At 63.5% G+C, this 21,124-nt stretch carries 21 protein-coding genes; 7 read left to right on the top strand and 14 right to left on the bottom strand.

Features of this window, described 5'->3' with window-relative positions; all coding sequences use genetic code 11:
• Positions 1 to 380: 380 nt before the first annotated feature.
• From leuA to QU481_RS04070, 5 genes are all read right to left on the bottom strand, one after another.
• Positions 381 to 2,087, bottom strand: coding sequence for a 2-isopropylmalate synthase (gene leuA / locus QU481_RS04090; RefSeq protein WP_289828614.1), 1,707 nt, complete (start codon positions 2,085 to 2,087; stop codon positions 381 to 383).
• A 322-nt stretch (positions 2,088 to 2,409) separates the two neighbouring features.
• Positions 2,410 to 3,435, bottom strand: coding sequence for a UDP-N-acetylmuramate dehydrogenase (gene murB, locus QU481_RS04085; protein WP_289828613.1), 1,026 nt, complete (start codon positions 3,433 to 3,435; stop codon positions 2,410 to 2,412).
• A 12-nt stretch (positions 3,436 to 3,447) separates the two neighbouring features.
• The gene (locus tag QU481_RS04080) at positions 3,448 to 4,848 is read right to left on the bottom strand and encodes an MATE family efflux transporter (RefSeq protein ID WP_289828612.1); all 1,401 of its coding nucleotides are present in this window, start codon (positions 4,846 to 4,848) and stop codon (positions 3,448 to 3,450) included.
• 74 nt (positions 4,849 to 4,922) lie between these two features.
• The gene (locus QU481_RS04075) at positions 4,923 to 5,228 is read right to left on the bottom strand and encodes a hypothetical protein (RefSeq protein WP_289828611.1); all 306 of its coding nucleotides are present in this window, start codon (positions 5,226 to 5,228) and stop codon (positions 4,923 to 4,925) included.
• A gap of 365 nt (positions 5,229 to 5,593) precedes the next feature.
• Positions 5,594 to 6,298 (bottom strand): ribonuclease H-like domain-containing protein, encoded by a 705-nt coding sequence (locus QU481_RS04070; protein ID WP_289828610.1) that lies wholly within the window; start codon positions 6,296 to 6,298, stop codon positions 5,594 to 5,596.
• Between the two features lie 202 nt (positions 6,299 to 6,500).
• On the opposite strand from QU481_RS04070, the gene pcnB reads away from it, so the two are divergent.
• The 7 genes from pcnB (at position 6,501) to QU481_RS04035 (ending at position 12,088) form a co-directional block, all read left to right on the top strand.
• Positions 6,501 to 7,859 carry a polynucleotide adenylyltransferase PcnB gene (gene pcnB, locus QU481_RS04065; protein WP_289828609.1) on the top strand — a complete coding sequence of 453 codons (1,359 nt, stop codon included), beginning with the start codon at positions 6,501 to 6,503 and terminating at the stop codon, positions 7,857 to 7,859.
• Positions 7,856 to 8,344 (top strand): 2-amino-4-hydroxy-6-hydroxymethyldihydropteridine diphosphokinase, encoded by a 489-nt coding sequence (folK, locus tag QU481_RS04060; protein WP_289828608.1) that lies wholly within the window; start codon positions 7,856 to 7,858, stop codon positions 8,342 to 8,344. Before pcnB ends, folK begins: the two co-directional genes overlap by 4 nt.
• Before the next feature lie 36 nt (positions 8,345 to 8,380).
• Positions 8,381 to 9,019, top strand: a complete 639-nt coding sequence (locus QU481_RS04055) for a deoxynucleoside kinase (RefSeq protein WP_289828607.1) — start codon at positions 8,381 to 8,383, stop codon at positions 9,017 to 9,019.
• Between the two features lie 106 nt (positions 9,020 to 9,125).
• On the top strand, positions 9,126 to 9,917 hold the full coding sequence (gene panB, locus QU481_RS04050) for a 3-methyl-2-oxobutanoate hydroxymethyltransferase (RefSeq protein WP_289828606.1): 792 nt from the start codon (positions 9,126 to 9,128) through the stop codon (positions 9,915 to 9,917).
• A gap of 18 nt (positions 9,918 to 9,935) precedes the next feature.
• A complete protein-coding gene (gene panC, locus QU481_RS04045) occupies positions 9,936 to 10,769 on the top strand; it encodes a pantoate--beta-alanine ligase (RefSeq protein WP_289828605.1) in 834 nt (277 codons plus the stop codon).
• Between the two features lie 38 nt (positions 10,770 to 10,807).
• Positions 10,808 to 11,191, top strand: a complete 384-nt coding sequence (panD, locus tag QU481_RS04040) for an aspartate 1-decarboxylase (RefSeq protein ID WP_289828604.1) — start codon at positions 10,808 to 10,810, stop codon at positions 11,189 to 11,191.
• A 471-nt stretch (positions 11,192 to 11,662) separates the two neighbouring features.
• Positions 11,663 to 12,088, top strand: a complete 426-nt coding sequence (locus QU481_RS04035) for a GFA family protein (RefSeq protein ID WP_289828603.1) — start codon at positions 11,663 to 11,665, stop codon at positions 12,086 to 12,088.
• A gap of 407 nt (positions 12,089 to 12,495) precedes the next feature.
• On the opposite strand, the gene rraA is transcribed toward QU481_RS04035, so the two are convergent.
• The 9 genes from rraA to rsxA form a co-directional block, all read right to left on the bottom strand.
• A complete protein-coding gene (gene rraA, locus QU481_RS04030) occupies positions 12,496 to 12,972 on the bottom strand; it encodes a ribonuclease E activity regulator RraA (RefSeq protein ID WP_289828602.1) in 477 nt (158 codons plus the stop codon).
• 164 nt (positions 12,973 to 13,136) lie between these two features.
• Positions 13,137 to 14,627: a DegQ family serine endoprotease gene (locus QU481_RS04025; RefSeq protein WP_289828601.1), complete on the bottom strand. Its 1,491-nt coding sequence runs from the start codon at positions 14,625 to 14,627 to the stop codon at positions 13,137 to 13,139.
• Positions 14,628 to 14,694: 67 nt separating this feature from the next.
• Positions 14,695 to 15,327, bottom strand: a complete 633-nt coding sequence (nth, locus tag QU481_RS04020; RefSeq protein ID WP_289828600.1) for an endonuclease III — start codon at positions 15,325 to 15,327, stop codon at positions 14,695 to 14,697.
• Entirely contained in the window at positions 15,324 to 16,061 is a 738-nt protein-coding gene (locus QU481_RS04015) for an electron transport complex subunit E (protein WP_289828599.1), read from the bottom strand. The genes nth and QU481_RS04015 overlap by 4 nt, the downstream gene beginning before the upstream one ends.
• A gap of 8 nt (positions 16,062 to 16,069) precedes the next feature.
• A complete protein-coding gene (locus QU481_RS04010) occupies positions 16,070 to 16,687 on the bottom strand; it encodes an RnfABCDGE type electron transport complex subunit G (protein ID WP_289828598.1) in 618 nt (205 codons plus the stop codon).
• Positions 16,684 to 17,706, bottom strand: coding sequence for an RnfABCDGE type electron transport complex subunit D (locus QU481_RS04005; RefSeq protein WP_289828597.1), 1,023 nt, complete (start codon positions 17,704 to 17,706; stop codon positions 16,684 to 16,686). Before QU481_RS04005 ends, QU481_RS04010 begins: the two co-directional genes overlap by 4 nt.
• A 2-nt stretch (positions 17,707 to 17,708) precedes the next feature.
• Positions 17,709 to 19,877, bottom strand: coding sequence for an electron transport complex subunit RsxC (rsxC, locus tag QU481_RS04000; RefSeq protein ID WP_289828596.1), 2,169 nt, complete (start codon positions 19,875 to 19,877; stop codon positions 17,709 to 17,711).
• Positions 19,874 to 20,446, bottom strand: a complete 573-nt coding sequence (gene rsxB, locus QU481_RS03995) for an electron transport complex subunit RsxB (RefSeq protein WP_289828595.1) — start codon at positions 20,444 to 20,446, stop codon at positions 19,874 to 19,876. Before rsxB ends, rsxC begins: the two co-directional genes overlap by 4 nt.
• Positions 20,443 to 21,024: an electron transport complex subunit RsxA gene (gene rsxA, locus QU481_RS03990; protein WP_289828594.1), complete on the bottom strand. Its 582-nt coding sequence runs from the start codon at positions 21,022 to 21,024 to the stop codon at positions 20,443 to 20,445. The genes rsxB and rsxA overlap by 4 nt, the downstream gene beginning before the upstream one ends.
• Positions 21,025 to 21,124: the final 100 nt, after the last annotated feature.

The following is a 21,124-nucleotide window of genomic DNA, read 5'->3' as shown; positions in this document are numbered from 1 at the left end:
CGGGGCTGGACGTTCCCCGTTATGGTCATGCCACAAGTTGGCTCAGGCATGACTGAACCGGACCCGGTGTTGTGGGTTCAGTTCGCTGGCATCGTAAGAGGGGCGGTGCATGCTCCGACAGTTGGGGTTTTCCCTAGCACGGGCTGTAGTGGGGCCGGCCCATCTGGCTTGGTGTCATATTTCAACAACATTTCAGGTGCCAAGATTCGCGAATTACTGTTGCGGCGATGCATCACAAACCGGCAACTGGGAGGAGGGCACTGTTCGGCGGCGGGAAGCGGCAATCTGGGCTGGTGATGCAAGGGTTGGGTTCACCTGTGAGGGACGAAGCGCATCAAAAAATGCCGCCCGGCATGTGCCGGGCGGTGGGAAGAAGGGGGTCAGATGGCGAAGGTCTGGCTCGTGGGTTTCTCGATGCCACCAGCGAGGCTTTGCCGGTTCACCCCGGACAGCACCGCGCGAATCGCCGCGGCGATGATGTCCTTGTCGACCCCGACGCCGAATAGCGTCGCCCCGCCCTTTACGCGCATTTCGATATAACAGGCTGCCTGCGCATCTGCGCCGCTACCGATCGCGTGCTCGTGGTAGTCGAGAACCAGCACTTCGAGGCCCAGTACAGCGTTGACCGCATTTATGAAGGCCTCAAGCGGCCCGCTGCCACTGCCTTCAACAGTGCAGCGCATGCCGGCTACGTCCAATTCGGCGTTGACTGTCACCGGTTCGCCGCTGGCGCCACTGACGCGGTGATGACGGTAGCCGTACGGTGCGGTCTGGTCGAGATATTCGGATTTGAACAGCGCGTAGATGTCGTCGCCGTGCACTTCTTTGCCCGTCAGATCGCTGATGCGCTGGATCGCGCGCGAGAATTCGATCTGCAGACGGCGTGGCAGGTCGAAGCCGTGCTCGTGCTGCAACAGGTAGCTGACCCCGCCCTTGCCTGACTGGCTGTTGACGCGGATCACCGCGTCATAGTTGCGGCCGACGTCGGCTGGGTCGATCGGCAAATAGGGCACTTCCCACGGTACGTCGGAGCGTTGTGCCGCCATACCTTTCTTGATCGCGTCTTGATGCGAGCCGGAGAAGGCGGTGAATACCAGGTCGCCGGCGTAAGGGTGACGCGGATGCACCGGCAGGCCGGTGCAGTATTCGGCGACCTGACGCACCGCGTCGATGTCGGAAAAGTCGAGACCCGGCGCGATGCCCTGGCTGTACAGATTGAGCGCCAAGGTCACGAGGTCGACGTTGCCGGTGCGCTCGCCGCTGGCGAACAGGCAGCCCTCCACCCGGTCGGCTCCGGCCATCTGCGCGAGTTCAGCCGCCGCCACGGCGGTGCCGCGGTCGTTGTGCGGGTGGACCGACAATACGATGCTGTCGCGACGTGCAAGATGGCGGTGCATCCACTCGATCTGGTCGGCGTAGGTGTTCGGCGTGGACATCTCGACCGTCGCCGGCAGGTTGATGATCATTTTGCGCTCTGGCGTCGGCTGCCAAATCGCCGATACCGCGTCGCACACTTCGAGTGCGAAGTCGATCTCACTCATCGAAAAGGTTTCTGGCGAGTACTCGAACACCCATTCGGTGTCCGGGCGGCTGTCGGTCAATGCCTTGATCAATCGGGTGCCGCTGAGCGCTAGTTCTTTCACCTCGTCGCGGCTGGCGTTGAACACGATGCGGCGGAAGCTCGGCGCGATCGCGTTGTAGAGGTGGACGATGGCGCGGCGGGCGCCGGTGAGCGAGTCGACGGTGCGTCGAATCAGGTCCTCGCGCGACTGCGTCAACACCTCGATCGTCACGTCGGCAGGAATGCGGTCTTCCTCGATCAGCTTGCGCACGAAATCATAGTCGGTCTGCGAGGCGGATGGGAATGCCACCTCGATTTCCTTCATGCCGATGCCGATCAGTGTCTCGAACATCTTCAGCTTCTTGGTGACACTCATTGGTTCGATCAACGACTGGTTGCCGTCGCGCAGGTCGGTGCTCATCCAGATCGGCGCGTGGGTAATGCGCCGACTCGGCCACTGCCTGTCTGGCAGGTCGATGGGCTGGAATGCCCGGTACTTGCTACTGGGGGTGGGGTGCATGCTCATGGTGATTTCCCTTGTCTTATGGCGTTGCCGCCTTCTCGCTGGTGGCTGGATCGCAGTTGCCGGCGAGGGCGGGTCTTATTTCAGACTGGCGAACAAACGACAAAACGTCAAAGAAAAATCAATGCGGCTTACTTTTGTGCAGAAATTCGATGAAATAAATCAGACTAAATGTAGAATTTCGCAAAAATGCACGACGTGATGTCCAATAGATTGACTGTTGCTGTGGTTTTTGGGCAACGGCAATATGGTTTGCGGCAAGGCAGAAACGATTCGGCCAACCTTGCGCAAGGTTGGCCGAATGGGGGGGAAGGGATAGGTGGGGTCAGAGCACTAGTGGTTCCGGCTCCAGCGCAACGCCATAGCGCTCTTGCACCGTGTCCTGCACATGTTGGGCCAGCGCGCGGATTTCGCTGCCGCTGGCACCGCCGTGGTTGACCAGCACCAGCGCCTGTTTCTCGTGGACTCCAGCGGCGCCTTGGCGGTAGCCCTTCAGGCCGGCTTGGTCGATCAGCCATCCGGCGGCAAGCTTTACCCGGTTGGTCGGCGCCGGGTAGTGCGGCAAGGTAGGGAAACGGGCCAACAGCGCGTCGGCCTGCTCGGTGTCGATCACCGGGTTCTTGAAGAAGCTGCCGGCGTTGCCGAGCACTGCCGGGTCGGGCAGCTTGCTCTGCCGGATTGCGATCACCGCGCGCGCGACGTCCTGCGCGGTCGGTGCGCTGATGCCCTGTGTGTCCAGCTCGCGCTGAATATCGCCATAGCCGGTCTTGAGCGTGGCGTGACGCGACAGGCGGAAGCGCACCGCGGTGACCAACAGGCGGCCGGCGGCCTCGTGCTTGAACACGCTGTCGCGGTAGCCGAAGCGGCAGTCGGCGCAGCTCAGGGCAACAGGCTCGCCGCCACGAGTCAGGTCGGCACACACCACGCTCTCGAGCGCGTCCTTCACCTCGACGCCGTAGGCGCCGATGTTCTGGATCGGTGCAGCGCCGACAGTGCCGGGGATCAGGCTCAGGTTCTCGAGTCCGCTCCAGCCCTCGGCCAGGGTGTGACAGACGAAGTCGTGCCAGGTTTCGCCGGCAGCGGCCTCAACCAACACGGTGTTGCCATCTTCTTCCAGTACCCGAATCCCTTTCAGTGCCACCTTAATGACCAGCCCCGGGTAGTCGCGGGTGAACAGCAGGTTGCTGCCACCACCTAGCCACAGCACTGGTCCGGTGCGATACGGCTCGCTCGCCAAGAGCGCCGGCAGGTCGGTCAGCTCAGCCAGCGGGGTGAAGTGGCGCGCTCTCACGGCGATACCGAAGGTATTGAGCGAGGTTAGCGGGTGGTCAGAGACAAAGGTGAGGCTCACGGGATGACAACCTTATTGTGGTGAGTGTGCCAGCCGCTGACGGCTGGCATACGACAGATAGCTGACCAGCAGGATCGCCGCGGCGGTCAGGCTGATCACCAGCGCGACCCAGAAGCCGTACACGCCCATCGGCCGCGTGTAGCCGAGCAGGTCGCCGTGCGACAGACCGAGCCAGCTGCCAAGCCCGAGGCCCACGCCCCAGAACGACACGCTGTGGATCATCATCGGCACGGTAGTCAGTTTGTAACCGCGCAGCGCGCCAGAGGCGATGGTCTGGGTGGCATCGCTGAGCTGGAAGAAGGCGGCGAAGATCAATAGCGTCGCGCCGATCGTTACTACCTGGGGGTCGGTCGAATACATCTGCATGATCAGAGTGCGCAGCAGTAGTACGAGGAGAGCGATCAACAGCGCCGCGGCGAAGCCGACGCCAAGACCGACCGCACTGACGAAGCGCGCGCCATGCGGGTTGCCGGCGCCAACGTTCTGGCCGACTCGCACCGACAGCGCGGTCGACACGCTCTGCGGCACCATGTAGACGAGGCTGCAAAAGTTGATCACCGCCTGCTGGCTCGCTACGTATACCGTGCCGAAGCCGGTGATCAGGAACGCGATGAAGGTGAACAGGCTAACCTCGACGAAGTACGACAGGCCCATCGGCAGACCGAGGCGCAGGAACTCTTTGAATCGTTTCGGGCTTGGACGACTGAAGCGCTCGGTCAGACCAAACGGCTTGAAATACTCATGGCGGGCGATGTAGCAGAACAGTGCGATTGCGTTGAACCAGAACACCGTGCCGGTCGCCCAGCCGCAACCGGCTCCGCCCATCTTTGGCAGGCCGAGCAGGCCGTGGATGAAGGCGTAGTTGAGCGGGATGTTGAGCAACAGTGCTGTGATGCTGACGTACATGATCGCCTTGGGCCGGCCCAGGCTCGAGGCGTACGCGTGTAGCGCCCGGTGCATCATCGCCGCTGGCATGCCGAGCGCCGCGCCGGTGATGAACAGCATGATTTTGTCTTCGACCTCGGTCGGCAGCGTCAGCCAGGCGCGCAATGGTGCTTGCAGCGCGAACATCAGCGCCATGCCGAACAGGCCGAGCATGAGGCCGAACCACAGCCCCTGGCGGCCGGTCTCGCCGATCGCCCGTTTGTCGTCGGCGCCGTAGAGCTGCGACAGGATGGGGTTGAGCGAGGTCGCGACCCCCATCAGCGTGACGTACAGGGTGATGAACACGCTGCTGCCCAGCGCGGCGGCGGCCAGATCACCGGTGCCGACGCGACCGGCCATCACCGTGTCGACGAAGCCGGTGCCGACCTGCGCTACCTGGGCGATCAGCATCGGCAGGGCCAGATGGATCAGGGTGCCGGCTTCGCGCCGGATCTCGGCGCGCGGGGCACGCTTGAGCTCGAAGAGCATAAGTCCCGGACAAGAATGAAGAAAAGCCCCCGATTATAGCGTCGGGGGGCGGGCTTTGTCCTGTCGGGGCGGGCTTAGTCGTCGAAGCGGATCGGCGGGTTGCGGCGCAGGTCTGCACAGATCACCAGCGTGGCGCCGAAGCGGGCATTGATCGCCAGCGCGTCACCGAGGCTGACGTCGCCGAGCGTTACTGTGTCGTGGTGGAGATTGGCGGAGTAGCCGAGCCCGCCGGCAAACTGCACCAGTTCGATCAATTCGGGTTGTTCGCTCGGGCTGGCGGCAGTGGCTATCACGTTGCCACACAAGGGGCGTGGGCGGATAGTGGGAGCGTAGTCGTTAACGGAAAAATCGGTGTAGTCGTCACGCTGGCAGTCGTACATGAGGCGTCCTTTATCAAGTCGGGTAGCGGTTTGCGCGCGCCCGGCTCGTCGCCAGGCGACGCTTTAGCAGCTTTAAGAATTCCGTCGCGACAGCCGCCTTGGCGGCAAAAAGGTCTGTAACGGGTTCTCGGCGCCCTGCAAGTTGTCGATTAAAACGGCGCCGGTGCCTGTAGCACCAAGGGTGGTCGATTCGGGAGGACGCTGGCGGGAGGGAAAACCGTGCGGACATGAAAAACCCCGCATGTCCAAACGACGGATGCGGGGTTACCGGTTCCGACGCTTTAGCTGGATTTATTTCGTCCTTGCGCCCGCAAGCGGTCATCAAATCGGCGCAAGAGTCAGCCTACGCCTGCGGCCAGATGCTGTCAAGCCGAGGCCGGAGCGGCAGGCCAGGCCGCCAGCAGCGCCTGCCAGCGGGCATCGCTCTCTGCTGCCAGCGCATGACGCAGAGCACGCAGCGCCTGCTGGCGGTCGCCCTGCGGCAGCTCGCCGCGCAGTTGCTCGAAGCCCTGCAGTAGCTGGTAGAGCGCCAACGCATCGGCTTCGGCCAACCCTTCGGGGTGGGCGCCGCGGCGGCCGGCGAAGCCACACAGCCGCGCCAGCTCGTCGAGCGAGACATTGTTGGTGGCCGAATGCGGTGCCAGTGCGGCGGAGAGGTCAAGGTGGCCGGTTTCGCTGGCTGCGAGGCGACAGAAAGCGGGGGCGGCCAGCCCGTGCACCAGCGCACGGTGCTGCAGCACCGGCAGCGTATTGCCGTCCCAGGTGACCAGCTGGGGCTGGTGCTGCTCGATCAGCGCGAACAGAGCGGTCAACTGGGCGGCTTCGTCGCCGCCGTCGCCGGCGAAGCTCGCCAGCACAAGCTGGTCGTCGGCCTGGCGCAGCACGGCGGCGATCGTCACGATGCGGTGCAGGTGCGGCGGCAGCTGCTCTCCACCGGATTCGGCGCGGCGGCGCTGCAGCGCAAAGTCGCTGACATTCTCGTCGCTGATGCCGGCATCAAAGCCGAACAGGCGGCGAAAGCCCGGCACGTCGGGACGGGTTTGCAGGGCAAGGGCAAGGGTAGCGGTCACAGCGGGGTGTTCCAAAATCGATCAATCGGATGGCGGCGATTGTAGAGCGAAGTGCCGCGGCGCGCTTGTCGTCGGCGCCGCACGGTCGGCCGGCGCGCTATAAAGGACCTGGGTTTCAGGTGTTTTTCGGTGGGCGATTCAGGCTATAATCTGGCCTTCTTCGCCTTTCTTGCGCATCCTTTTCCTTCTTTTCTCCATCTCAATGATCCGCAAGCTTATCCGACGTGTGCTCAAGCTACCGGCGCTCGGTCGCCAGAGCGTCAAGCCCAAAATCATTCCGTTCAGCCAGCACGGCGTGCGCCGCGACGGGCTGAGTTACGCCGCCCGCAAGGTGGTAACCCGCCTGCAGGAAGCCGGCTTCTCCGCTTACGTGGTCGGTGGTGCCGTTCGCGACCTGATGCTCGGCGTGCAGCCAAAAGACTTCGACATTGCCACCAATGCCACGCCCGAACAGGTGCATCACCTGTTTCGCCGTTCGCGCATCATCGGTCGGCGCTTCCGCATCGTCCATGTAATGGTAGGACCGGAAACCATCGAAGTGACCACTTTCCGCGGTGGCGAAGTCGCCAGCAAGAGCGATAGCGGTCGGATCATGGCCGACAACACCTATGGCAGCCAGGAAGAGGATGCACACCGCCGCGACTTCACCGTCAACGCCCTGTTTTACGACCCGGCCGAAGAGACCGTCGTCGACTACCATCACGGCGCCAAGGACCTGCACGCCAAAAAGCTGGTGATGATCGGCCAGCCGGCCAAGCGCTACCAGGAAGACCCGGTGCGGATGCTGCGTGCGGTGCGTTTGGCCGCCAAGCTTGGCTTCGAGATCGACGATGCCACCCGCAAGCCGATCGCCGCGCATGCGCACCTTTTGAAGAAGGAGCCGCCGGCGCGACTGTTCGACGAAATGCTCAAGCTCTTGCATTCCGGCCATGCCTACGCCTGTCTGAACAAGCTACGCGACGAAGGCCTGTCGAGCGGCATTTTCCCGCTGTTGGACGCAGTGATGGACGACAGCGGCGGCCAAGCCTTCATCAAGCTGGCGCTCGACTCGACCGACGAGCGCATCCGCGCCGACAAGCCGGTGTCGGTGGGCTTCCTGCTCGCCACTTTACTGTGGCAGCAGGTCAACCAGCGCTGGCAGGGCTATCAGCGCGACGGCGAGAAACCGATCCCCGCACTGATGAGCGCCATGGCCGACGTGGAGTCGGAGCAGGACAACGAATTCGCGATCCCGCGCCGCTTCAGTGCGACGATGCGCGAGATCTGGACGCTGCAGCCGCGCTTTGACAGCAGGGTCGGGCAGCGGCCATTCCGCCTCGTGGAGCAGCCTCGCTTCCGCGCCGCCTACGACTTCCTGATGCTGCGCGCCGAGGTCGGCGAGGTGCCGATGAGCCTCGCCAAGTGGTGGGGAGATTTCCAGGACGCCGACGACGACGAGCGGCTCGAGATGATCCGCACAGCCAAGGACGAGCCGTCTTCCGGCGCCGCCGCGCAGCGCAAGCGCCGCCGCCGTCGCAAGCCGGCCGGTGGCGGTCAGGGCGGACAGGGAGGTGGGGCATGAGCCGCGCCTTCATCGCCCTGGGCAGCAATCTCGAAGCGCCGGCCGAGCAGGTGCGCGCCGCGCTGGCAGCGCTGGCCGAAAACGACGGCGTGCGCCTGGTGCGCGCCTCGTCGTTGTACCGTACTGCCCCGGTTGGTTACCTCGACCAGCCCGACTTCATCAACGCAGTGGCTGAACTCGACACCTCGCTGAGCCCGCACCAGTTGCTCGACACGTTGATGGAAGTGGAAACTCGTTTCGGGCGGGTGCGCACCTTCCGTAACGCGCCACGGGTGCTCGACCTCGACGTGCTGCTGTACGAGGGAGTCACCCTCGACGACGAGCGTCTGACCGTGCCGCATCCGCGCATGCACGAGCGTGCCTTCGTATTGGTGCCGCTGGCCGAGATCGCGCCGGAGGTGGCCGTGGGCACGCATGGCACGGCGGCCCAGCTCGCTGCCGGTCTGGCTTGCGACGATATCCGAAAGTATGACGACGCCGTCTGAAGCGGCGCGATAGACCAAAACCCAGGGGGAAACAGTATGATGTCTAACCTGCGCTATGTGGTGGTCGAAGGCCCGATCGGGGCCGGCAAGTCCGAACTGGCCCGTCGGCTGGCCGACTATTGGGAAGTGAAGCTGGTGGCCGAAGAGCCCGAGGCCAATCCATTCCTACCGCGTTTCTATCGCAACGCAGCCCAGCACGGCCTGGCTACCCAGCTCTCGTTCCTGCAACAGCGTTCCGAGAAGGCGCGCGCCATGCTCGACGGCGACCTGTTGGCCTCGCCGATCGTGTCCGATTTCCTGTTCGAGAAGGATGCGGTTTTCGCCCGTACCATCCTGCAGGAAGACGAGCTGGCGCTGTACCGTTACATCGCCGCCCGCCTGATGCCCGAGCACCCGGTGCCGGATCTGGTGATCTACTTGCAGGCGTCGCCCGATGTGGTGCAAAAACGCGTTGCCGCCAAGGGCAGCGACTACGAGATGAGCTTCCCTGAAGGTTTTCTCGACGAGGTGCACGCAGCGTATAGCGAGTTCTTCCATCGGTATGAAAATGCGCCGCTCCTGATCGTGAATACCGATCACCTGAACTTTGTTGATGGTGACGAGGATTTCGAGCTATTGTTGCGCTGCATCACCGAAATGCGCGGTCAGCGCAGCTACTTTAACAAGAGCGTTTGAACGCAACGCCCTAGACAGTAGATCGCGGCCGCCAGAAGCGGCCCGATAACTCCTAGAGTGCCCGGCTACGATCCGGGCGCCGTCTCCGAAGCAACGAGGATTAGTCATGCGTATTACGGTTACCACCCTGCAAAAGATGGTCAGCGAAGGGCACAAGATCGCCATGCTGACCTGCTACGAAGCGAGTTTTGCCGCACTGCTGGAAGAGGCGGGCGTTGAGATGCTGTTGGTTGGCGACTCGCTGGGCATGGTGGTGCAAGGCCGGGATTCCACTCTGCCGGTGACCCTGGATGAGATGGTCTACCACACCGCCTGTGTGGCGCGCGGCAGCAAGACGGCGCTGATCGTCGCCGACCTGTCGTTCGGCAGCTACCAACAAAGCCGAGAGCAGGCGTTCGCCGCGTCGGTGGCGCTGATGCAGGCCGGCGCCCATATGGTCAAGCTGGAAGGCGGAGCCTTCATGGCTGACACGGTGCGCTTCCTGGTGGAGCGCGGCATCCCTGTCTGTGGTCACATCGGCCTGACGCCACAGTCGGTGAACACGCTGGGCGGCTACAAGGTACAGGGCAAGACCGATGCCGCCGCCGAGCAGCTGCTGGTCGACGCCAAGGCGCTGTCCGATGCCGGCGCCGCGCTGGTGGTGCTCGAGTGCGTGCCGGCTGAGCTGGCTCGCCGCGTCACCGACGAAATCGCCGCCGGCACCATCGGCATCGGCGCCGGCGCGGACTGCGACGGCCAGGTGCTGGTGCTGCACGACATGCTCGGCGTGTACCCGGGCAAGAAGGCGCGTTTCGTCAAGAATTTCATGGTCGAGGCGGGTAGCATTCAGGGGGCCGTGGGCGCCTATGTGCGCGAGGTGAAGGCGCAGACCTTCCCGGCCGCCGAACATACCTTCTGAGCTGGACGGGAAAAGACAATGCAAGTGATTCGTTCGATCGCCGACATGCGCGCCTGGCGCAAGACTGCCGGCAAGATCGCCTTCGTACCGACGATGGGCAACCTGCACGCCGGCCACCTGGCGCTGGTGCGTGAGGCCAAGCAGCGCGCCGACAAGGTGGTGGTGAGCATCTTCGTCAACCGGCTGCAGTTTGGCCAGGGTGAGGATTTCGACGCCTATCCGCGTACCTATGACGCCGATGCAGAGAAGCTGCGCGAGGCCGGGGTGGACGCGCTGTTCTTCCCGGACGAGCGCGAGCTCTACCCGCGCGTGAAGCAGGACTTCAACGTCGAGCCGCCGCATGTTCAGAACGAGCTGTGCGGCGCGTTCCGCCCCGGTCATTTCCGGGGCGTTGCCACCGTGGTCAGCAAACTGTTCAACATCGTGCAGCCGGACGTGGCCTGCTTCGGCAAGAAGGACTACCAGCAGCTGCACATCATCCGTGCGATGGTCGACGACCTGAACATGCCGATCGAGATCGTGCCGGTCGACACTGGCCGCGCCGATGATGGCCTGGCGCTGTCCTCGCGCAACGGCTACCTGACTGAAGCAGAGCGTGCCGAGGCGCCGCGTCTCTACCGCAATCTGCGCCGCATCGCCGATGCGCTCGAGGCCGGTGAGAACGATTACGCCTCGCTGGAAAAGTCCGCCATCGACGACCTCGCCGCCAATGGCTGGCAGGTCGACTATGTCGAGGTGCGCGATGCCGACACGCTGGAGATCGGCCATGCCGGTGCGCACCGCCTGGTGGTGCTGGCCGCGGCACGCCTGGGCAAGCCGCGTCTGATCGACAATATCGAAGTGACCCGCTGAGCTCGCTCTCCCGGGACAGGAACTTTTAGGAAGACACCATGCAGCGCAGTATGCTGAAAGCCAAGCTCCACCGTGTGACCACCACCCATTCGGAGCTGCATTACATCGGTTCGTGTGCGATCGACGAGAACCTGCTCGAGGCCGCCGATATACGCGAATACGAAGAGATCCAGATCTGGAACGTGACCAACGGTGAGCGCTTCGCCACCTATGCGATTCGTGCCGAGCGCGGATCGGGCACGATTTCGGTGAACGGCTCGGCCGCGCGCCGCGCCGCGCCGGGCGATCTGCTGATCATCGCCACTTTCGCCCACTTCGAGGAGTCGGAGATCGCCGATCACAAGCCGGCGCTGGTCTTTGTCGACGAGAAGAACCAGATCACCGAGGTGAAGCACGGCGGCACGCCAGTGCAAATGGGCTGATCTGGGCTGGCCCTCCGCGAGCCGCTGACAAGGGCGGGCAGGGCGGGTAGGGCGAGCAAGCCTGCCGGCCATGCGATCTGTGTGGGCAATGGCGCGACAAAAAGGCGACGGAATTCCGTCGCCTTTTTTTGTTGGTCGGCCCACTGGATGCATGGCCGAAACGGTAGGTGGGGCCGATACTGAGTTAAAACGGCATTAAGAGTCCGTTCAAGTCTTTATTACGGCTGTGCCGAATGCAGCGCGAGGAGAGAGTTCTGTTCACTGCGAGGGACGAACGACAACGTGATGTGCCGACAGGGGTCGGCCCCGGAGGAACTGCCATAAAAAGACTTTGAACAGGTTCTAACCGTCGCTGACATAAATCCTGCTGCTGTATTGCGCTTTCTTGCCGTATTACTTGTACTGTCTGCGCCGGCGCGCCGGGCCGGGAGCGTGGCCAGTGACTCGAAATACATAAGGGGAGGAGTGGCCATGACGACAATGAAGGGCAGCTGCCTGTGTGGCCGGGTCCGTTACCGACTGAGCGGTGAGCCGCCGCACACCGTCACCCATTGCCATTGCAGCAGCTGCCGCAAGGCAAGTGGCGCGGCGTTTGTCAGCTGGTTTACCGTGGCGCTCGAACAGTTGACCTGGACTGCCGAGGCGCCGGCTCGCTACGCGAGTTCGCCCGGCGTCGAGCGCGGTTTCTGCCCGCACTGCGGTACTACGCTCAGTTACCAGCATGTGCAATGGCCGGGTGAGATCGACCTGACCGCCGCGAGCCTCGACGAGCCGGGCCGGCTGACACCGACCACGCATTGTTGGTGGAATGAGCACATTGACTGGGTCGAGGTGCTCGATACGCTGCCGCACTATCCTGGGTGGCTACCGGATGAGGCGAAGCGGCGGCAGAGTTGAGGGTGAGCCAGCCGAACAGCTCGGCATGCGGGACCGCGCATCCGGTCGTGTGTTGCGCCACCCTGACCGCCACCGTTTGCCACCACTCTTTGTCAGCGAACGCGACAAGGTTGGCTGTGTTTTGCCAGGCTGAGATCATCAGGTAGTTCCGCAGGGCCCGCCTGGTCAGGCGGCCGATATGCTGATGTTGATCCGCCCGGAGAGCTGTTTGGCCAGCGGCAGAGAGGTGAGTGGTAAATTGGCTGCGAAGGCGGGAGGCTGGGGAGGCTCGCGTACCCGACAGCTCATCGATGGACGGTGGCGGCAGAGTTGAGGCTTGGCCTCAAGCCAGTTATGGGCCCGTCTTCTACTGCCCCGGCCGGATGCGGTGCTTCAACCGGCCGGGGAGCGTGAGGGATAGAGAAGGGTTACAGCAATGCGCGTGAGGAGACGATAATGCCGTCCTCGTCGGCGTACAGCCATTCGCCCGGATGGAAGGTAACACCGGCGAAGCTGACCGGGATGTCACGCTGCCCTTCTCCGCGCTTGAGCGACTTCTTCGGATGGACGGCCAGTGCCTTTACGCCCAGCGGCAGGCTGCTCAGCACGACCGTGTCACGTACGCAGCCGTAGATCACCACGCCTGCCCAGCTGTTGGCGACAGCCAGTTCGCCGATCTGGTCCCCCATTAGCGCACAGCGGGTCGAGCCGCCTCCATCGACCACTAGCACGCGGCCGTTGCCGGTTTCAGTCAGCGTCTCGCGCACCAGCGAGTTGTCCTCGAACAGTTTCAGCGTGACGATACGCCCGGCGAAGCGCCTGGCATCGCCAAAGTCACGAAACAGTGGCTCGAGCACTCTGACATCATCGTTGTCGTCGCACAGATCGGTAGTCAGGAAATGCATTGTCTTCTCCTTGGGGCAGTTCACAGCATGGCCGGCTGGACGCAACACTATGCCGGGTGTGGTTATCGTTATCGGATACTGTTCTGATTGTGTTGGCAGGATGGTCCATTTTGCAAGGACATGAAAAAAGCCGCCCGGTCGGCGGCTTGTATTATTGCGGAGGATCAGTCGAGCCGTAGCGGCACGAACAGCGTGCTGTCCTGGCGCCGCACCAAAAGCGCGATATTGTTGTCGCTTGAGGCCAATGCCTTTTCGAGCGACTTGATCGTGGTGATTTCGCTCTGGTTCAGGCCGATGATTACATCGCCGTGCTGCAGTCCGGCACGGGCAGCCGGGCCCTGTGCCTTCTGAATCAACAGGCCCCCTTTCACGCCGAGATCGCTGCGCTGGCTCGGGGTCAGTTCGGACAACGTCAGACCGAGCTTGCCGATCTGGTAGCTCTCCGGTTGCGGCTGCTGTTTCGGCGGGCTCGGTGTTTCGGTCTGCTCGGCGAGCAGCTCACCCAGAACCACATCGACCGACTTTTCAGTGCCCTTGCGCCAGATGCCCAGCTTGACCCGGGTATTCGGTTGCAGCGAGCCGATCACCATCGGCAGGTCCTTCGAGCTCTCGACGGGTTTGCCGTTCACCGACAGCACGATGTCGCCGACCTGCAGGCCGGCTCTGGCGGCCGGTCCGCTCGGCTCGACGCGTACCACCAGCGCACCGCGCGGCCGGTCGAGGCCGAACGACTGCGCCAGTTCCTGGCTGACTTCCTGAATGTTCACGCCCAGCTGGCCTCGGCTGACCTTACCCTTGGCCTTGATCTGCTCGGCCACGTTGATGGCGATATCGATCGGAATCGCGAACGAGATGCCCATGAAGCCGCCGGAACGGCTGTAGATCTGCGAGTTGATGCCGACAACCTGGCCCTTCAGGTTGAAAAGCGGACCGCCCGAGTTACCCGGGTTGATTGGCACATCGGTCTGGATAAACGGCACGTAATTCTCGTCCGGCAGGCTGCGGCCCTTGGCCGAGACGATGCCGGCGGTCACCGAGTTTTCGAAGCCGAAAGGTGCGCCAATCGCAGCGACCCATTCGCCGACCTTCAGTGCGGCCGGATCGCCGATCTTTACGGTGGGCAGGTTGCTGGCCTGGATTTTCAGCACGGCGATGTCGGCGCGCTTGTCGAGGCCGAGTAGTTTGGCTTTGAACTCGCGCTTGTCGGTCAGCATGACCTTGATCTGCGAGCCGCCATTGACCACGTGCGAGTTGGTCAGAATGTAGCCGTCGTCGCTGATGATGAAGCCCGAGCCGAACGAGACGGTTTCGCTGTCCTGTGGCTCCTGTTGCTGCGGCGAGTTCGGCATGAAGCGTTTGAAGAATTCGTAGAACGGGTCATCTTCCGGAATCGGGAATGGCAGTGCATTCGGGCCGGCCGATGCGGCCGGCTGCGCCTCGCGCACAGCCTGAATGTTCACGACAGCCGGGCCCTCGCGTTCGACCAGCTGGGTGAAGTCGGGCAGCAGCATCGCAATCTGCCCGTTTTCTTGTGCCGGAACGGCAACGGTGGAAATCGGTTTTTCGCCCTTGAAGAAATGCTGGATTTTGTCACAGCCTGACAACACGGCCGTCGCGGCCACCGCTGCCAGTAATATGCGGAACGTTCTGGACACTGGCGCTTCCTTTTCTAATGATGACTGGGCGTCTACCCCGCGGGAAAAGCGGGTAAACCTGATTGAATCATACCGGCTTTGCCGGATATTCGCAGAGATCGGCGATTACGCAATGTTCGCAGTCGGGCTTGCGCGCCTTGCACACGTAGCGGCCATGCAGGATCAGCCAGTGGTGGGCATCGTGCATATATTCTTTTGGTATAAATTTTACCAATTTGTCTTCCACTTCGCGCACGTCCTTGCCGGGAGCGAGGCGGGTTCGGTTGGCGACGCGGAAGATATGCGTGTCGACCGCCATCGTCGGTTGGCCGAACGCGGTGTTTAGCACCACGTTGGCAGTCTTGCGGCCGACGCCGGGCAGCGCTTCGAGCTGTTCGCGGGTTTGTGGTACCTCACCGTCGTATTGCTCGGTAAGGATGCGGCAGGTCTCGATCGCATTCTTGGCCTTGGTGCGGTAGAGCCCGATGGTCTTGATGTACTCCTCGAGACCGGCCACACCGAGCGCCAGCATCTTGTCGGCGGTGGGGGCCACCGGGAACAGCCGGCGTGTCGCCTTGTTGACGCCGACATCGGTGGCTTGCGCCGACAGCAGCACGGCGATCAGGAGCTGGAACGGTGTGTCGTACTCCAGCTCGGTGGTGGGGTTGGGGTTGGCAGCGTGCAGTCGTTCGAAGATGGCTCGGCGTTTGGCGGCGTTCATTGGGCTTCGGTCAGAGGAGTGGCAGCGGCCGATGCGCGTGCGGCACGGCGCTTGCGATGTTCGTCGAGCAGATTGCGGCCGGCGATCAGGAAGCCCAGCGCCAGGAAGGCGCCGGGCGGCAGGCTCGCCAAGAGGAACTGATAGTGCGCCTCGGCCGGAATCACGTGCAGCACCATCGCCCGGCCAGCATCACCGAACACCAGTTCGGCGCCGGAGAACAGCGTGCCGTGGCCGATGAGTTCGCGCATCGCACCGAGAATGGCGAGCACCAGCGTCAGGCCCAGACCCATCATCAGGCCGTCGAGTGCCGATTTGGGCACGGGATTCTTCGATGCGAACGCTTCGGCGCGCGCCAGCACGATGCAGTTGGTGGTGATCAGCGGAATGAAGATGCCGAGCGTCAGATAGAGCGGATGCACGAAGGCGTTCATCAACAGATCGACGCAGGTGACCAGCGCCGCGATGATCAGGAGGAAGATCGGGCTGCGGATTTCGTTGGGGATGAAGTGGCGGATCGCCGCGACCGCGGCACCGGACACCGCCATCACCAGCGCGGTGGCCAGCCCCAGCGACACACCGTTGACCACGGTGGTGCTAATCGCCAGCACCGGGCACAGCCCCAAGAGCTGTACCACGCCCGGGTTCTGTTTCCATAGGCCGTTATGGGCGATCGTGCGCCACGGGTGCTCATCGGCGGGGGAGGGGGCGGCCGCTTGGCCTTGTGCGTGACTCATGGGATTCCTTACTGCAGCGCCGCGAAACGCGTTGCGTGCTCGCGGTAATAGGCGGTCACTCGGTCGACCGCGCCGGAGACCGCGCGTGCTGAGAGGGTCGTGCCTGTCATGCGGTCGAAGTCGCCTCCGTCTTTATTTACCTTCCCGGCGGCATCTGCGGCCCGGCCGTCGTATTGGCTGAGCCACTCGCTTCTGCCCGAGTCGATGTAGCTACCGAGGCCCGGCGTTTCCTTGTGTGCGATCACCCGAACGCCACTGACCGTGCCGGTGGCGTTGATGCCGACGAGCAGGCGGATTCGATCGCCGTAGCCGTTGTCCGCTTGGGTCTCGAATACGAAAGCGACCGGTATGCCGGCTCGCTTGGCGATGTAGACATTGGCCAAACCGGCGTTGCCTAGCATGTCGGCATCGTCAGGCGACAGGGCGACGGCGCTGGCGACCGGGTCATTGTCGTAGCTGCCGGTCGGCAGCGTCTGCGAGATTAATGTCTGTTTGACTGCGTTCTCGTTCGCCCTGATAGTGTGCTCAGTCAGCAGATGGGTGCCAGCCAGGAGAGCAGTGCATACCACCGAGAATACCAGCAGCGTCAGGGCGCTCCTGCGTGCCTGGTGCAGCGCGTCGTTCATGCCGGGCCCCCCTTGCGCTTGGCCCCGAACACGGGCGGCTTGATGGTGTGGTCGATGAACGGAACGGCAATATTCATGATCAGCACCGCGAACGCCACCGCGTCCGGCATGCCGCCGAACACGCGGATCACATAGAGGAGCACGCCGACCAGGAAGCCGAAGATCAACCGGCCGCGTGACGTGGTCGGTGCGGTCACCGGGTCGGTGACGATAAAGAACGCCGCAAGCATGGTTGCGCTGGCCGTGAGATGAAACAGCGGGTTGGCGAAGTGCACCGGGTCGTATTGCCACAGTGGCAGCGCCACGGAGGCGGCGCCAACGAGCATGGCGACCGGCGTCTGCCACGGAATCAGCCGCTGCCGCCACAGAAACAGGCCGCCGGCGAGGTAGGCGAGCGCAATCCACACACCGCCGAAACCGGCGACGTGGCCGTACAAGGGGGTGGCGAAGAACTGCGACACGTCGTAGCCGTCGAGCAGCATCCGCGTTTTCAGGAGGCCGAGTGACGTGGCTGGGGCGACTGCGTCGGGCGCGCCGCTCGATGGCAGCTGGTGGGTGAAGATGTAGGCAAGCTGCTGCAGGGCGTTAAGCGGTACGCCCGGCGACGCCCACTGTGCCATCTGGGCCGGGAAGGCGACGATGACCGCCGCGAAACCGGCCATCGCCGGGTTGAACGGATTGTTGCCGAGACCGCCGTACAGCTGCTTGGCAATGACGATGGCGAACAAGGTTGCCACCACGATCAGCCACCAAGCGCCCAGGGAGGGCATCGTCAGCGCCAACAGCCAGGCGGTGAGCACCGCGCTGCCGTCGCGTAGAAAGAAGCGGACCGGTACGCCGCGCAGCTTCAGCATTGCTGCTTCGGCCAATAGGGCTGTGGCGGTGGCGAGCGCCAGCTGTGCCAGCACGCCGATGCCGTTGAAGAACACGGAGAGGATCAGACCCGGCACCAGTGCTGCCAGTACCTTGAACATGATCACCGACACGGTGGTCGGCTTAGCGATATGCGGGGAATGCATGCTTACGAGTCTTTGTCCTGTTCTGTGTCGCGACCCTGTTCGGCATCGCGTGCCGCCTTGCGGGCTGCTGCGCGTTCCATCGCAGCCTTGATCGCGGCGCGCTTGGCGTCGTCCATGGCGGCGGGCTGGGCGGCCGGAGCGGCTGGGGAGGTATCGGTGGCAGGTGGTGCAGCATCGGCGGTATCGAGGGCGGCTTTCTTTGCCGCCGCGCGCTCCATCGCGGCTTTGATCGCGGCCTTCTTCGCATCATCGAGCGCATTGGTGGCGGGAGCGGCCCCACTGCGCTGGTTGACCTCGGCGGCTTCTCGTTCGGCCTTCTTCGCTGCGGCACGCGCCATGGCGGCCTGTATCGCCGCCTTCTTCGCGTCGTCGAGCACATTGTTCGGCACGATGGGCGCAGCCGGCGTTTCGGGCAAGCCAACGCTGGCAGCGGCCTGAGCCGCCCTCTGTGCCGCAGCACGTTCCATCGCGGCCTGAATCGCGGCTTTCTTCGCCTCGTCCGAGGCTGATGGTGGCTGCAACGGCGTCTCGCCGGCGGCCTCGCGCGCCGCCTTGCGGGCGGCTGCGCGTTCCATCGCCGCCTGGATCGCCGCCTGTTTCGCTTCCTCGCTTTGCATCACCGGCGATTCCTTGCCGGTGGCTTTCAATGCGGCGGCGCGCTCCATCGCCGCCTTGATTGCTGCGGACTTGTCCTCGGCGCTCGGGGTCAGGTGCGAGTTCGTGCCGGCCGTAGTCGCCGTCTGGGGCGCCGCCTTGGCGGCGGTGGAACGTTCGGCCAATCTTTGCGCTTTCTCGATCTTCTCGCGCTCGATGCGGAACAGGCGGAACTCGTGACGGCTGCGTGCGCGGTCGGAGGCCTTTTTGTCGCGCTCGGCCGCCCAGATTTCGCTCTTGGCGAAACGGTAGTAGTCGACCAGCGGCAACTGGCTCGGACACACATAGCTGCAGGCACCGCACTCGATGCAGTCGAACAGATTGCGCTCCTGTGCCTTGCCGAAATCCTTGGTCTTGGCGAACCAGAAGAGGTCCATCGGCTGAAGCTTGGCCGGGCAGGCGTCAGCACACTCGCCGCAGCGTATGCATGGCATTGCCGGCGGCCGCGGCGGGAATAGCTTGGGCGAGCTGCCGAGCAGGCAGTTGCTTGACTTGGTGATGCCGACGGAGAGATCAGACAGCCTGAAGCCTGTCATCGGCCCGCCCAAGATCACGCCGTCGTTGCGCGGGGAAAGTCCGGCCCACGCCATCAGTTCGGTGACCGGGGTGCCGAGCAGTGCCTCGACGTTCTGCGGGCGCGCCACCGCGCCGCTTAGCGTAACGATGCGGCTGATCACCGGCTCGCCGTGCTCCACGGCGCGGCAGACGCTGTAGACGGTGCCGACGTTGAAGCACTGCACGCCCATGTCGGTGTAACGCATGCCGTGCGGTATCTCGATGCCGGTCAATACGCGAATCAGCTGCTTGGCGCTGCCGCTGGGGTACTTGGTCGGCACCGCCACGACGCGATACGGGGTGTTCATGCAGGCGGCTCGCATCGCGGCGATTGCCTCGGACTTGTTGTCCTCGATGCCGATCAATACCTGTTTGGGCTGCATCAGTCGCGTGACGATGGCGATGCCGGCCACGATGTCGGCGGCTCGTTCGCGCATCAGCAGATCGTCGCAACTGATGTAAGGCTCGCACTCGGCACCGTTGATCACCAGGGTGTCGAGCGTTTCGCTGGCGAGCTTCAGGCTGGTCGGGAACATCGAACCGCCCAGACCCACCACGCCCATGTCGCGCAGGAAGCGGCGCACTTCGGCAGGCTCGGCGCTCTGCCACAGCGGGAAGCCCTGGCGCGGCTGCCACTCGTCGCGACCGTCGGCCTCGATGACGATGGCGGTCTCGGCCAGGCCAGACGGGTGAGCAAAGGCACGCGGGGCGATCTCGACGACGGTGCCCGAAGTCGGCGCGTGCAGCGCCGCGGACACCGTGCCGTCGGCCTCGGCGATGCGCTGGCCTTTCAATACGCGGTCGCCGACCGCTACGCAGGGCTTGGCCGGGTTGCCGAGGTTCTGGCTGAGTGGCAAGCAGAGGCGTGCCGGCAGCGGCGGCGTGCCGATGGGGCGGCCGGTTGATTGCTGTTTGTTTTCTGGCAGCTCGATGCCGCCGTGGAAGGTATAAAGCTTGCTCATGCGGCCTTGGTCGGTGCGGGCTTGATCGGGATTACTGGGTAATCCCATTTCCAGTTCTTCAGGGTGGTGCCGACTGGCACCATGCTGATGCAGTCGACAGGGCAGGGGGCGATGCACAGCTCGCAACCGGTGCACTCGCTGGCGATGATCGTATGCATCTGCTTGGCGGCACCGAGGATCGCGTCGACAGGACAGGCCTGCACGCACAGCGTACAGCCGATGCACAGCTCCTCGCTGATCAGCGCGACCGACTTGGGCTTCTGTGCCGCGGTGCCCTCGTCGAATGGCTTGTAATCGACCCCCAGCAGCTCTGCCAGCTTGCGGATGCCGTCCTCGCCACCTGGCGGGCAGCGATTGATGTCGGCCTCGCCGACGGCGATGGCGGTGGCGTACGGGCGGCAGCCCGGATAGCTGCACTGACCGCACTGGGTCTGCGGCAGCAGTGCGTCGATCTTGTCGACCAGCGGGTCGGCCTTGACCTTGAGCTTCACCGAGGCGAAGCCGAGCATGGCGCCCAACAGCAGCGCCAGCACGGCCATGATGGCCAGCGCGATCAGCAAACCGATCATTTCACCAGCCCCCCGAAGCCCATGAACGCGAGGCTCATCAGCCCCGCCGTGATGAAGGCGATCGCCGGGCCACGGAATGGCGCGGGGATGTCGGCGCCTTCCAGTCGCTCGCGCATCGCGCCGAACAGAATCAGGATCAGCGAGAAGCCGACGGCGCTGCCAAAGCCGAATACCAGCGACTCGGCGAAGCTATGGCCTTCGGCGACGTTCAACAGTGGCACGCCGAGCACCGCGCAGTTGGTGGTGATCAGCGGCAGATAGATGCCGAGTACTTGGTAGAGCGCCGGGCTGGTCTTGTGGATCACCATTTCGGTGAACTGCACAAGCGCGGCGATTACCACGATGAACGACAGTGTGCGCAGGTATTCCAGGCCGTAGGCGGTCAGCAGCTCATTGATCAGGTGACTGGAGCCGGCGCCGAGCGTGAGCACGAAGGTGGTCGCGGCGCCCATGCCGATCGATGCCTCCAGCTTCTTCGAGACGCCCATGAACGGGCACAGGCCGAGCACGCGCACCAGTACCACGTTGTTGACCAGCACCGCGCCGACCAGGATCAGCAGGTAGTGTGAGAAATTCATGTAGCTGATACCGAAGGTATCAAAAAAATCCTGAAATTATCTCGTGTTCGAGTATTCGCTTCAACCGTACCCCCGGTGATGTTACTTGTGCTGCTACTAC

Origin of the sequence: Crenobacter oryzisoli, from assembly GCF_030385785.1 — a bacterium.
GTDB lineage: Bacteria > Pseudomonadota > Gammaproteobacteria > Burkholderiales > Chromobacteriaceae > Crenobacter_A > Crenobacter_A oryzisoli.
Note: the sequence above shows the minus strand (reverse complement) of the source record. Positions and strands in the feature narration are given on the sequence as shown.

Bases quoted from the DNA above. Each gene is read 5' to 3' on its own strand.
- folK (WP_289828608.1), top strand. From the start codon at position 7,856: ATGAGCCGCGCCTTCATCGCCCTGGGCAGCAATCTCGAAGCGCCGGCC.
- rsxB (WP_289828595.1), bottom strand. From the start codon at position 20,446: ATGATCGGTTTGCTGATCGCGCTGGCCATCATGGCCGTGCTGGCGCTG.
- QU481_RS04035 (WP_289828603.1), top strand. From the start codon at position 11,663: ATGACGACAATGAAGGGCAGCTGCCTGTGTGGCCGGGTCCGTTACCGA.
- QU481_RS04080 (WP_289828612.1), bottom strand. From the start codon at position 4,848: ATGCTCTTCGAGCTCAAGCGTGCCCCGCGCGCCGAGATCCGGCGCGAA.
- QU481_RS04005 (WP_289828597.1), bottom strand. From the start codon at position 17,706: ATGCATTCCCCGCATATCGCTAAGCCGACCACCGTGTCGGTGATCATG.
- rsxC (WP_289828596.1), bottom strand. From the start codon at position 19,877: ATGAGCAAGCTTTATACCTTCCACGGCGGCATCGAGCTGCCAGAAAAC.
- panB (WP_289828606.1), top strand. From the start codon at position 9,126: ATGCGTATTACGGTTACCACCCTGCAAAAGATGGTCAGCGAAGGGCAC.
- rsxA (WP_289828594.1), bottom strand. From the start codon at position 21,024: ATGAATTTCTCACACTACCTGCTGATCCTGGTCGGCGCGGTGCTGGTC.
- QU481_RS04015 (WP_289828599.1), bottom strand. From the start codon at position 16,061: ATGAGTCACGCACAAGGCCAAGCGGCCGCCCCCTCCCCCGCCGATGAG.
- leuA (WP_289828614.1), bottom strand. From the start codon at position 2,087: ATGAGCATGCACCCCACCCCCAGTAGCAAGTACCGGGCATTCCAGCCC.
- QU481_RS04010 (WP_289828598.1), bottom strand. From the start codon at position 16,687: ATGAACGACGCGCTGCACCAGGCACGCAGGAGCGCCCTGACGCTGCTG.
- QU481_RS04075 (WP_289828611.1), bottom strand. From the start codon at position 5,228: ATGTACGACTGCCAGCGTGACGACTACACCGATTTTTCCGTTAACGAC.
- rraA (WP_289828602.1), bottom strand. From the start codon at position 12,972: ATGCATTTCCTGACTACCGATCTGTGCGACGACAACGATGATGTCAGA.
- panD (WP_289828604.1), top strand. From the start codon at position 10,808: ATGCAGCGCAGTATGCTGAAAGCCAAGCTCCACCGTGTGACCACCACC.
- nth (WP_289828600.1), bottom strand. From the start codon at position 15,327: ATGAACGCCGCCAAACGCCGAGCCATCTTCGAACGACTGCACGCTGCC.
- pcnB (WP_289828609.1), top strand. From the start codon at position 6,501: ATGATCCGCAAGCTTATCCGACGTGTGCTCAAGCTACCGGCGCTCGGT.
- panC (WP_289828605.1), top strand. From the start codon at position 9,936: ATGCAAGTGATTCGTTCGATCGCCGACATGCGCGCCTGGCGCAAGACT.
- QU481_RS04055 (WP_289828607.1), top strand. From the start codon at position 8,381: ATGATGTCTAACCTGCGCTATGTGGTGGTCGAAGGCCCGATCGGGGCC.